Here is an 11,674-nt window from a genome sequence, read left to right on the forward strand (position 1 = left end):
AGGATAACGCACGACCGCGACGTCATCACGGCTTGTTTATTGCCGGTTCAGTCTTTCGCAATCGCCCGATCATACGCCGCGATCGTCAATTTCGCGCGAGCAGCCACATCGGCCGCCGACATGCCGGGCTTGTAGAGGCTGGAGCCGAGCCCGAAAGCGGTTACGCCGCCCTTGATATACTCCGCAAAATTCTGGTCGGAGACGCCGCCGACGGCGGCGATCATCACGCCGGCCGGCAGCACGGCGCTGATCGCGGCAATGCCGGATGCGCCAAGCACGCTCGCCGGAAAGAACTTCAAGCCCGACGCACCGGAGCGCGCGGCAAGCAGAGCCTCGGTCGGCGAGAACACGCCCGGCAACGTCACCATGCCGTGCTGGTGCGCGCGCGCCAGCACCTCGGTGTCGACATTCGGCGAGACCATCAGTCTGCCACCGACATCGTTGAGACGATCGACATCTGCGGTGCTGAGCACCGTGCCGGCGCCGATCAGCACCTCGGCCGGCGCAAGCTTCGTAGCGGTCGCGATCGAACGGAACGGATCGGGCGAGTTCAGGGGAATCTCGATCGCGGTCATGCCGGCCTCGATCAGCACGCCGACGATCGCTTCGGTCTCCTCCGGCTTGACGCCACGCAGGATCGCGACCAGCGGCCGCTTCATCGGCGGAAAGGGAACGCTCATCTCAAAGATCCTTCTACTTCGTCCAGATCGCTGCAGCCGCCATCGACAGGCCGCGGCGGACGGCTTCATCGGCATCGATCGGCTGCACAGTGACCGACAGCGCATCGAAAGCGAGCCGGTACAGCATCGCGAGCCGCCCCGAGGCAATCAGCGTGATGCCTGTTTTCGGCACAGTGCCGGAGAGCCCCGCCGCCAGCTCGACGCCGATCAACGTGCCCGACAGTGTCTCGCGCGCGGCAGCCGGCGTGCCGCCGAACAGGAGCTGCCGCGACCGCGCGCCGAACAGGAGATTGGCCGCAAAGGCAGGCGCTTCGTACGCGGCTTTCACGGCCGCCTTGAAGCTCGCGACATCCTCGGCGTCGTCGGCGCCGGCGACCGCGAGCGACAGGATCGTCTCGCGCGAGACCACACTGAAGAGCTCGCCCGTCATGAAGGTGGAAAAATGCGCGACCGTGCCATCCTTCACGCGCACCCATTTCGAATGCGTGCCGGGCATGCAGACCAGCGCCTCGCCGGCGGCATCAAAGCCGAGCGCGCCGAGCAGCTGTGTTTCCTCGCCGCGCATCACGTCCGGCGCCCTGGCGTCGCGCTGCGCGATACCCGGCAGGATGCGGACGTCGCGCACCTCGCCCGGCACGCGGGCGGCCTGCTTCAGGACCGCAGGGAGTGGCGCCGGCGTATCAACGTAGCCGGCCTCGACCCAGCCGGTCTTGGCACCGGCCATGCCGCAGACGAGGACCGGCAGATGCTCGGGCGCCTCGACAGCCGTGAGATGCGAGTGCAGCACGGCGGGGAAGCCGGCCTTGGCCGCGGCCAGCATGCCCTCGTTGCTGCGGCGCTCGGCCAGCACCTTCCCGGCGCGATCGATCAGCCAGAGCCGGAAGCTGCTGGTGCCCCAGTCCACCGCGACATAGGCGGGTTCGGTCATCTCGACTTGTATCCTCGTCTCACCGGCAAGACGCCGTCTCGCGACAATGAGACGGCCCCTTTTCAAATCCGCCCCGGGATATCGGCTATTGCCGCCGCAAACCAGCCTTTTCTCGCGGGTCTGAGGCGCAGCCTGCGCTGGCACACCGCTTGCGAAGCGGTGGCACACCGCTTGCTAAAGCCATCTTGTTCAAGTCCAGGAACGCGCAACAAGACGCGTCAACATCAGATGAGGAAACCCAATGGAGATCGGCTATTTCACGATGCCTTCGCATCCGCCGGAATGCGGCCTGAAGGAAGGACACGACTGGGACCTGCAGGTCCTGCGCTGGCTCGACGAGCTCGGCTATCAGGAAGCCTGGATCGGCGAGCACCACACCGCGCCCTGGGAACCCAATCCCACGCCGGACCTGCTGATCGCACAGGCACTGATGCAGACCAAGCGCTTGCGCATCGGACCGGGCGGCTTCCTGCTGCCCTACCATCACCCGGCCGAACTCGCCAACCGCGTCGCGATGCTCGATCATCTCTCCGAAGGCCGGCTCAATTTCGGCGTTGCGGCATCGGGGCTCCCGAGCGACTGGGCGATGTTCAACGTCGACGGCATGAGCGGGCAGAACCGCGACATGACCCGCGAGGCCCTGGAGATCATCCTGAAGCTTTGGTCTGATCCCGCACCCTTCACCTACAAGGGCAAGTTCTGGACGGTGACCAAGCCGGACACGATGTTCGACTTCCTCAAGCCCCACATCAAGCCGTTGCAGGCGCCGCATCCGCCAATCGGCGTTGCCGGGCTGTCGAAGAACTCGGACACCCTCAAGCTCGCCGGCGAGCGCGGCTTCATTCCGATGAGCCTCAACCTCAATCCGGCCTATGTCGGCAGCCATTGGGACTCCGTGGAAATCGGTGCCGCCAAGACCGGCCGCAAGCCGAACCGCGCGGACTGGCGGCTGGTGCGCGAGGTGTTCGTCGCCGACACCGATGAGGAGGCCTGGAAGCTCTCGACCGGCGACATGATGGGCCGGATGATGGGTGAGTACTTCCTGCCGCTGCTCGGCCATTTCGGCTTCAAGGACTATCTGAAGCACGCGCCCGACGTGCCCGACAGCGACGTCACCGTCGAATATTGCGCCAAGCGGAACTGGGTCGTCGGCTCGCCCGCGACCGTCGCCGAGAAGATCGAGAAGATCTATGACGAGGTTGGCGGCTTCGGCGTGCTCTGCGTGTTCGGCTTCGACTACAAGCACAAGCCGGAAGCCTGGCACCACTCGCTCTCGCTCCTGAAGAACGAGGTGATGCCGCGCCTGAAGCATCTCGGCTCCGCGCAGAAGGCAGCTTGACCCGAGGCGGGTGCGGCGCGAATCTGCCGCACCCGCATTCATTTCGGAGATTTCCGCGTGAGCGTCGACGCAAAGGATTTCAAGCAGGCCATGCGCCAATGCGCCGGCGCGGTCGCGCTGGTGACGGTCGGCGCCGAGCACGGCACGCGCACCGGGCTGACGGTGACGTCGGCCTGCTCGCTGTCGGACAATCCGCCGTCGCTGATCGTCTGCGTCAACCGCAACGCCAGCGCACATGCGCGGATCCGCGAGGAGGGCGCCTTCGCGATCAACTTCCTGCACGAGGATCACGCCGGGCTGGCGCTGACCTTCAGCGGCCAGAAGGGCGTCAACGGCGACGACCGTTTTGCGTTCGGGCAATGGACGCGCGGGGTGACCGGCGCACCGGTGCTGACGGATGCGGTCGCGGCCTTCGACTGCGTGCTGGCCCAGGAGTTCGAGACGACAACGCATTCGATCTTCGTCGGCGAGGTCCGCAGCGCGTCGCATTCGGCCGTCGCGAAACCGCTGGTCTATCTGCGCGGCCATTTCCACACCCCGCAGGAAATCCGTGAGACCGCGTCGCTCGGCGACCTCGATGCCCGTCATCTGAGCTGGACCGACTTCTCCTGATCTAGAACAGATCATATCCGGGCGTGAGAATGCCGCCCGGATCGTGACGGTGCTTTGCCTCGCGCAGCAGCGGCCATCTCGGGCCGAAATGATCCATCCAATCCGGTGGCGACATCGCAAGCGCGCTGACCGGATACAGCATGCCGCCGGCGCTGCGAATGCGATCGTAAACTGCACGATTGCGCGCGACCTGCCGGTCCGCATTCGCCTTGTCTGGCGATGCCGGAATGCGGATGAGATTGAACGGGAAGACGACGGGTTCGTCGGGCAGCCTAAGCAGAGGCGTACGGCAGGTGCCCGTGAACATCGGATAGTAGGTGATCCGCCCGAACGGGCCGAGATCATCACTGTTCAACCCGGCAATGACCTTGTTGGCGACCGCCAGCGCGTTGCTGCCGCGTAGATAGGTCAGCAGCCAGGGATGCGGATTGAACCATTGGCCGTTTGACCGCAGCAGCTTCTCGAGCTTGGCAAATGCATTGGCGTCATCGCCGAAGGTCAGGTCGGAGACGATCTCGTGCTTGTCGGCCAGGCCCGCCAGCAAGGCCTTGTCGTCGGGAGGCGTGCTGCTGTCATAGAACACGCCCGCTTCCATCTGATAGCGCCAGCCGCCCGCGCCATCGGGCACGACAGCGCCCTGCAACTGATCGAAGCGCGCGTCGCCCAGGGCGCGCCGCTGATCGACGGTCAGTGAATCCAGATCGGTATAGTGCAGTAGATAACGCCTGACGCGTTCTGGTGCGCGCATCAATCGAAGTGTTGCTCTGGTGATGATGGCGCACTGCGCGAGCCCGGCCCGAACGGCATCGAAGAGCTCGGCATGCCCGGTCGAAGAGCAGGTCAGCTCCACACCCTCGCCGGTGACAATGTCGAGTTCCCAAACCTGGTCGGTCTGCAGACCGTGGCGAGACGAAGACCCGCCGATCCCGCCGACGGCGAGCGTGCCACCGACGGACAGGCCAAGGTAGTTGGTCAGCACCGGCGGCGCGCGCCCTTTGGCCAGGGTCGCCTCCAGCACCGCGTGCCAGGTCGCACCGGCATCGACCACGACACGATCCGGTTCGACCCGGTGGATCGCCGTGAGCGCGCTGAGGTCCATCACGATGCCGTCTTCGGCCATGGCCCGGCCGTAAGTGGCATGCCCCTGCCCGCGCGCCGCGACCTTCAGCTCCTGTTGCCTTGCCCAGCGCAGGATGTCGGCGATCTCGGCGCTCGACCTGGGTTTGCAGACAACCCGTGGCTGCCTCTGAATGATGTGGCCAAAATCCTGCGCGGCGGCTGCGCGGGATTCCGCGTCGTCTAAAGGCAAGGTTTTGAGCGGCTGAGGCTCGGGCGAGCCCGGCGATTGTCCGGCAAAGGTGGCGGAAGCCAGCGTCGCGGTGACGCTGACGCCGGCGTGCAAAAGTGTCCGTCGATCGGGAGTCATGGTGCAGTCCTCCGCGCCCTCGTCGGGCGGATGGGCCCCTGCACCTCAATCTGCGATCGACCGCCCGCCGCGACAACTGGCGCATCGCGGGATAGACATTCCCGCTAATCGAGAGAATGGCGCGTCCCCGTCGCGCGCGTCGTTGCCGTCAAAGCCGCTCGTGCTTCAGCCTCTCCGCCAGGAGATCGACGAAGAGATGTGTCTTGGCAGGCGGTATCGCGCTTGGCGGAAACACGGCACGCACCGGCGTTCGCGGCGCCTCGAAAGCCTCCAGCACGATTTCGAATGCGCCCTGATCGACGAGATCGCGGATCTGCCAGAACGGGCCATATCCGACACCAAGGCCATGACGGGCGGCGGTATGTGCAGCCGTCATGTTGTCGGTGTGAAAGCGGCCGTTCACCTGCACGGTCGCCGCGCTGCCGTCGATCTGAAATCGCCATATGTCGGCTTCGCCCCGACCGGTCCTGCGCAGGATGCATTGATGATTAGTGAGATCATGAGGATGATGCGGACGGCCGTGAGACCCGAAATAGGCAGGTGCTCCGTAGACGACCGTGCGCAGCTCTCCCAACCGCCGGGTCTTCAGCGAGGAGTCCGGCAACTCCCTGATCCGGACGGCAAGATCAAAGCCATCGCCGACGACATCGACAGGCTGGTCCGACATGTTGACGTCGGCCTCGATTTGCGGAAAGCGCGCCATGAATTCGGCGACAACAGGCACCACATGGGTCGATCCGAACAGGACCGGTGCGGCAATCCGCAGAAGTCCAGAGGGCTCGACGCGCCGGTTTGTCGCTTCGAGACGCGCTTCGGTGATCTCCGTAAAGGCCGGCCTCACACGGCGATAGAACGCCAGCCCCGCTTCGGTCGCCACCGATTGCCGCGTGGTTCGCCGCACCAGTTCGACGCCGACGCTCTGTTCCAGAGCGGACAGTGCGCGGTTCACCGATTGCAATGACCGGCCCAGTTGCCGCGCGGCGGCCGTTTGGCTGCCGGCCTCGATGACGGCCAGGAAGACTTCGATCTCCTCCATCGAGCGCTCTCCTCTCTCGAACCCTCGGGACATATGTTCCGGGCGACGCGTTTGCCGCCTGATCCACGAGAATCGATCAAGAGCCGAGCGGCGTCCGGGTTCCGACAGCAGCCCGCGAGCTCACTAGATCGAGATCTTCAGTTGCTTGATCTTGCGATAGAGCGTGGCGCGGCTGAGCTTGAGTGCGCGCGCCGCTTCAGTGACGCGACCGCCGTGCTTGCGCAGGGCCTCGACGATCGTCGCGCGTTCGGCAGCTTCGAGATCAGGCTCTGCCGCCCTTCCGCCGAATGGCGGCAGATCGAGATCAGTGTCCGCGATGACACCATCTTCCGCCGTGCAGCCGGCGAGCCGCAGCACGTGGCGGAGCTGGCGCATGTTGCCGGGATAGGGATAGGCCGCGAGCTGCGCCCAGGCCTCGGCCGAGAGCCTGCAGTTCGGCGCTTCCTCGCTCGCGATTTGACGGATGATGTCGTCGCGGTCCGCGCGTTCGCGCAAGCTTGGCAACCGTACCTCCATGCCGCGCAGGCGGAAATAGAGATCGGCGCGGAAGGCGCCCTGCTCCGCCATGCGGCCGAGCTCGCGATGGGTCGCGCTGATCAGGCGGATATCGACGGGCACCGGCTTGAGCGCGCCGAGCGGCCAGACCTCGCGGTTTTCCAGCACGCGCAAGAGGCGGGTCTGCAGCGCGATCGGCATGTCGCCGATCTCGTCGAGGAACAGCGTGCCGCCGTCCGCCTGCACGATCAGACCCTTTGAGCCGTCGCGACGCGCGCCGGTGAAGGCGCCGGCCTCATAGCCGAACAGCTCGGCGTCGATCAGGCTCTCCGGCATCGCCGCACAGTTCAGCGCGACATAGTTGTTGCGCGCGCGGTTGCTCGCCGCATGGATCGCGCGCGCGAACACGTCCTTGCCGACGCCGGTCTCGCCATGCAGCAGCACCGGCAGATTGTGATCGCCGATGCTTCTGAGGCGTTTTACACTTTTGATCAAGCCAGGATCGCGACCGGCGAGACGATGCAGCGCGTCATAGCGATCGATAGGCGCCTCACGACGCGGCGCGGGTGACCTCGCACGCAGCGGCGGCGCGACATGGCCATGGCCCAACGCACGGCCGTCGGCGCGGCGCAGCTCGACGATATCGTCCGCACCGCGCGCCGCGTGATGGTCGAACTTGATATAGCGCGACAGGTCGATGCCGGATGCGATCAAGCCGTCGGTGAGGCCCAGCAGCGCGCGCGCCGAACGGCACGCGCCGACGATGCGGCGGTCGTCGTCATAGGCGAGCAGGCCGCTGCCGCCATCGCCGGGCACGGTGGCGATCCAGGCGTTGCGGAAATGGCCGCGGAAGATCGCGCCCTCCATCCGCCGCGTCGCCTCCATCGTCACCGCGAGCGCCAGCTGATGCGCGGCGCGTTCGAGATCCTCGCGGCACGAGGTGATGTTCACGGCACCTGCAAGACGGCCGGCCTGGTCGAACAGCGGCGCCACCGCGCAGGAGAACATGTGCCACTGCGCGCGAAAATGCTCGTCGCGATGCACCAGGATCGGTTTCTGCTCGGCGAGCGCCGTGCCGAGCCCGTTGGTGCCTTCGAAGGCTTCCGCAAAATTCGAGCCGGTGTAGATCTTCCAGTCCATGAATGTCCGCGCGTCGGCTTCGCCCGGCAGGCGGCTGAACAGCATGGTCGCGTTCGCATCGGCCAGATTGACGCAATAGCCGGCGTCACGCAGCACGCGGGCGAGATCGTCGAGCTCGGGCGTGAGCAGCCTGATGGTCTCCTCCATCGGCTCGGCGACATTGCGGACCTCCGCCTCGGTCAGCGTCTGCGGCGGGCCCTGCCGGGCGGGGTCGAGCTTGTGGCTGATCAGGCAGCGCCGCCAGGAATCGGCGATGCGCGAAGAGGCATCGACGTCAGCCACGTGATTGGCGACGGACAAGACACGGGCGACATGGTTCGAGGCCGAAAGGCTGGCCATCGCGGACGTCTCCACCCTGTATTATTGTGCAAAGTCTGGCAGCACGGGCGGGGATGTCAATCGGGAACCGATTTCGCCGTCATCCGGGGCGGCTCGAAGAGCCGAACTACGGTGCGCCATTGCGCACCTGAGAATCTCGAGATTCCGGGTTCGATGCTTCGCATCGCCCCGGAATGACGGAGGGAATTAAGATTGCTGCACCGCCCTCACCACGTGTCGATGCACGGTCGCTTCTTCTCCGTCCTCGCGGGCGGCTTCGGTACCGACCGCAGACCTGCCATGATCCAGCGCCGCGTCTCGGCGGGGTCGATGACGTTGTCGATCTCGAACACGGACGCGATCGAGACCGCCTTGCCGTTGGCGTAGAGCTCGGCGACCTTGTTGCGATAATAGGTCTCGCGCTCTTCGGGATCGGCGATCGCCTCCATCTCCTTGCGGAAACCGAGGCGGACATACCCCTCCAGGCCCATGCCACCGAATTCGCCGGTCGGCCAGGCTGCGGTGAAGAAGGAGGCGTGGAAGCCACCGCCGATCATCGACTGCGCGCCGAGACCATAGCCCTTGCGCAGCACGATGCCGAACAGCGGCACGGTGAGGCTCGCACCGGTGACGAACATGCGCGAGACGTGGCGCACGATCGCGGTCTTCTCGGCCTCGGGGCCGACCATGAAGCCGGGCGTGTCGCACAGCGAGACGATCGGCAGATCGAAGGCGTCACAAAGCTGGAGGAAGCGCGCGGCCTTGTCGCCGGCGTCTGCATCGATCGCGCCACCGAGATGGCGCGGATTGTTGGCGATCAGACCGAACGGCTTGCCCTCGATGCGGATCAGCGCGGTGATCAAGCCGACGCCGTAATCGCGGCGCAGCTCCAGCACGGAATCCGTGTCCGCGACGAGATCGATCACGCTGCGGATGTCGTAGACGCGCAGTCGGTTCTCGGGGATGGCGCGGCGCAGCAGACGCTGGTCGGCTGCCTCCCATTTCGTGACCGTGCCCTGGAAATAGGACAGGTATTTTTGCGCGACCTTTGTTGCCTCCTCCTCGTCCTCGACGAGGATGTCGATCACGCCGTTCGGGGACTGGAACGAGACCGGACCGACTTCGGCCGGGTGATAGACGCCGAGGCCGCCGCCTTCGATCATCGCGGGGCCACCCATGCCGATCGAGGCGTTCCTGGTGGCGATGATGACGTCGCAGCAGCCGAGCATCGCGGCGTTGCCGGCAAAGCAGTAGCCGGAGACAACGCCGATCACAGGCACGAGGCCGGAGAGCTTTGCGAACTGCACGAAGGACGGGCCGTCGAGGCCGGTCATGCCGAGCCGGTCGGTGTCGCCGGGCCGGCCGCCGCCGCCTTCGGCATAAAACACCAGTGGCACGCGCCAGTCTTCCGCAAGCGTCAGCATACGGTCGATCTTCTTGTGGTTCATGTGACCCTGCGTGCCCGCGAGCACGGTGTAGTCATAGGCCACGACGATGCAGCGACCGCCCTCGGGGCCGAACTTCTCGGCATTCACCGTCGCAACGCCCATCACGAGGCCGTCGGCCGGTGTGCTCTTGATGAGATCGTCGAGCTTGCGGCGGCGACGCTGCGCCGCAATCGCAAGGCTGCCATATTCCATGAACGAACCGTCGTCGACCAGCTGCGCAACGTTTTCGCGCGCGGTGCGCTGGTTGGTGTTGCGGCGGCGCTCGACCGAGGCCGGCCGGTTCGCATCGAGCGTATTGGCCTGGCGTGCGATCAGCTCGGCCAAATCGGGACGGATGTGATCGAGGTCGACATCGGCTTCCGTTGCCGTGCTATCTGCCGCGACGTCGAGCGGTTCCAGATACATGATCGGCTCGCCATGCATCAGCGTGACGCCGTCGCCGGCGACGAGTTTTGTCACGCGCCCGCCCTGCTCGGCCATGACGAGATGCTCCATCTTCATGGATTCGATCACGGCGAGCTGCTGGCCCGGGCGCACGATCTCGCCTTCCTTCACCTGGATGGTGACGATGGTTCCTTGCAGGGGCGCTGCGACCATCACCGCGCCTTCGGGCACGGCTTGTGCGACGAGAGCTTCCGCGCCCTGGCCGCCGCTTCGCTCGGTCGCGGCAAAGTACAGTGGCTTGGCCGCGCCATCGGCCGCCTCGACGAGCTTGGCGATGTTGCGATCGATGAAATCGGTCGCGATGCGGTTGGTCCTGAAATCGGGATGCGCGAGCACGGCCTGGAGGAAGGCGATGTTGGTGACGACGCCGTCGATCCGGAATTCGCGCAAGGCGCGCGAGGCTTTTGCGACCACGTCGTGCCAGGCTTCGCCCGGCGTATGCACGATCACCTTGGCCAGCAGGGAGTCGAAGGCGGAACTGGTCTTGTAGTCGGCATAACCAAAGCTATCGACCCGGACGCCGGGCCCTGACGGCGGCTCGAATACCGCAAGCACGCCGCCGGTCGGATGGGTCGCGCCCGTTGCGTCCAGCGTCTCCATGTTGACGCGGAGCTGCATCGCATGGCCGCGCGGCTTCGGGATGGATGCCTGCGCGAGTCCGAGCGAGGCGAGCGTCGCGCCGGACGCGACCGCGAGCTGGGCACGGACGAGGTCGAGGCCGAGCACCTCCTCGGTGACGGTGTGCTCGACCTGAAGACGCGGATTGGCCTCGATGAAGGCAAAGCTGTCCTCGGCGCTGCCGTCGACCAGGAACTCGAACGTGCCGAGATTGTCGTAGGAGGCCGCCGTCGCGAGTTGCCTCGCTGCCTCGATAATGCGGCCGCGCAGGGCCTCGCTCAGCGACGGGCTCGGCGCCACCTCGATCAGCTTCTGGTGCCGGCGCTGAATGGTGCATTCGCGCTCCCAGAGGTGACTGATCGCACCGTGCTTGTCGCCGATGATCTGCACCTCGATATGGCGGGCCTGGCGGATCAGGCGCTCGGCATAGACGCCGTCGAAGCCGAACGCTGCCTTGGCCTCGGACTGGCAGCGGGCATGGGCTTCCGCGAGATCCGCGGCGCTCTCGACGACGCGCATGCCGCGGCCGCCACCACCGGCCATCGCCTTGATCACGATCGCCGCATTGCTGCCGAGCGACGTGAAAAAGGCCGTGATCTCTTCCAGCGACGATGGCCCGCTGGTGCCGGCAATGATCGGCACACCGCAGCGTTTTGCCAATTGCCGTGCCGCAACCTTGTCGCCGAACAGTTCGAGCGCGGCGGGCTTCGGCCCGGCGAAGGCGATGCCCGCATCGGCGCAGGCCTTGGCGAACGCGGCGTTCTCGCTGAGGAAGCCGTAGCCGGGATGCACGGCATCGCAGCCGGCGCTCTTCGCCGCCTTCACCACCGCGTCGATGTCGAGATAGGCCCGCGCGCCACGGCCGGGAATTTCGACGGCGTCATCGGCAACGCGCACATGCAGCGACAACGCATCGTCCGCAGGGTGAATCGCAACCGTCGCGATGCCGGCATCGGCCGCTGCGCGCGCGATGCGGATGGCGATCTCGCCCCGGTTGGCGATCAGGAGTTTCTTGAACGACATGCGGCGTCTCCATGCCGCGCAACGAAGCGCGGGTCGGCAGGTTCGATGGGTCCTGCTTCTTCAGTTTAGCCGCAGCCGTCAAGGGCGGGAAAGCCGGTCGTGACGACCGGTCCCGCGGGCCGGAATATCAATTGCCCGTACGCACCGCGGCGGGGCGAATAATCCAT

Annotated in this window: 8 protein-coding genes; 2 read left to right on the forward strand and 6 right to left on the reverse strand. The window is 65.8% G+C overall.

All coding sequences use genetic code 11. The features are described from left to right. Positions 1-47: 47 nt before the first annotated feature. Positions 48-680 carry a 2-dehydro-3-deoxy-6-phosphogalactonate aldolase gene (locus NLM15_RS38275; protein WP_254123140.1) on the reverse strand — a complete coding sequence of 211 codons (633 nt, stop codon included), beginning with the start codon at positions 678-680 and terminating at the stop codon, positions 48-50. 13 nt (positions 681-693) lie between these two features. Further along, positions 694-1,608, reverse strand: a complete 915-nt coding sequence (locus tag NLM15_RS38280) for a 2-dehydro-3-deoxygalactonokinase (protein ID WP_254123141.1) — start codon at positions 1,606-1,608, stop codon at positions 694-696. A gap of 241 nt (positions 1,609-1,849) precedes the next feature. On the opposite strand from NLM15_RS38280, the gene NLM15_RS38285 reads away from it, so the two are divergent. Continuing rightward, entirely contained in the window at positions 1,850-2,947 is a 1,098-nt protein-coding gene (locus tag NLM15_RS38285; protein ID WP_254123142.1) for an LLM class flavin-dependent oxidoreductase, read from the forward strand. A 57-nt stretch (positions 2,948-3,004) separates the two neighbouring features. Then, positions 3,005-3,559 carry a flavin reductase family protein gene (locus tag NLM15_RS38290; RefSeq protein WP_254123143.1) on the forward strand — a complete coding sequence of 185 codons (555 nt, stop codon included), beginning with the start codon at positions 3,005-3,007 and terminating at the stop codon, positions 3,557-3,559. A gap of 1 nt (position 3,560) precedes the next feature. Here the strand turns inward: NLM15_RS38290 and NLM15_RS38295 are convergent, their stop codons facing one another. From NLM15_RS38295 to NLM15_RS38310, 4 genes are all read right to left on the reverse strand, one after another. Then, complete coding sequence (locus tag NLM15_RS38295) at positions 3,561-4,985, reverse strand: FAD-binding protein (RefSeq protein ID WP_254123144.1); 1,425 nt, start codon at positions 4,983-4,985, stop codon at positions 3,561-3,563. Positions 4,986-5,133: 148 nt separating this feature from the next. Beyond that, on the reverse strand, positions 5,134-6,021 hold the full coding sequence (locus NLM15_RS38300; RefSeq protein WP_254123145.1) for a LysR family transcriptional regulator: 888 nt from the start codon (positions 6,019-6,021) through the stop codon (positions 5,134-5,136). A 123-nt stretch (positions 6,022-6,144) separates the two neighbouring features. Next, positions 6,145-7,995: a sigma-54-dependent Fis family transcriptional regulator gene (locus NLM15_RS38305; protein ID WP_254123146.1), complete on the reverse strand. Its 1,851-nt coding sequence runs from the start codon at positions 7,993-7,995 to the stop codon at positions 6,145-6,147. A 206-nt stretch (positions 7,996-8,201) separates the two neighbouring features. Beyond that, positions 8,202-11,507, reverse strand: coding sequence for a carboxyl transferase domain-containing protein (locus NLM15_RS38310; protein WP_254123147.1), 3,306 nt, complete (start codon positions 11,505-11,507; stop codon positions 8,202-8,204). Positions 11,508-11,674: the final 167 nt, after the last annotated feature.

Origin of the sequence: Bradyrhizobium sp. CCGB20 (assembly GCF_024199855.1) — a bacterium.
Taxonomy (GTDB): Bacteria; Pseudomonadota; Alphaproteobacteria; order Rhizobiales; family Xanthobacteraceae; genus Bradyrhizobium.

Excerpts from the sequence above, each read along its gene's own strand:
- NLM15_RS38275 (WP_254123140.1), bottom strand. The coding sequence starts at position 680 with ATGAGCGTTCCCTTTCCGCCGATGAAGCGGCCGCTGGTCGCGATCCTG.
- NLM15_RS38280 (WP_254123141.1), bottom strand. The coding sequence starts at position 1,608 with ATGACCGAACCCGCCTATGTCGCGGTGGACTGGGGCACCAGCAGCTTC.
- NLM15_RS38285 (WP_254123142.1), top strand. The coding sequence starts at position 1,850 with ATGGAGATCGGCTATTTCACGATGCCTTCGCATCCGCCGGAATGCGGC.
- NLM15_RS38295 (WP_254123144.1), bottom strand. The coding sequence starts at position 4,985 with ATGACTCCCGATCGACGGACACTTTTGCACGCCGGCGTCAGCGTCACC.
- NLM15_RS38300 (WP_254123145.1), bottom strand. The coding sequence starts at position 6,021 with ATGGAGGAGATCGAAGTCTTCCTGGCCGTCATCGAGGCCGGCAGCCAA.
- NLM15_RS38305 (WP_254123146.1), bottom strand. The coding sequence starts at position 7,995 with ATGGCCAGCCTTTCGGCCTCGAACCATGTCGCCCGTGTCTTGTCCGTC.
- NLM15_RS38310 (WP_254123147.1), bottom strand. The coding sequence starts at position 11,507 with ATGTCGTTCAAGAAACTCCTGATCGCCAACCGGGGCGAGATCGCCATC.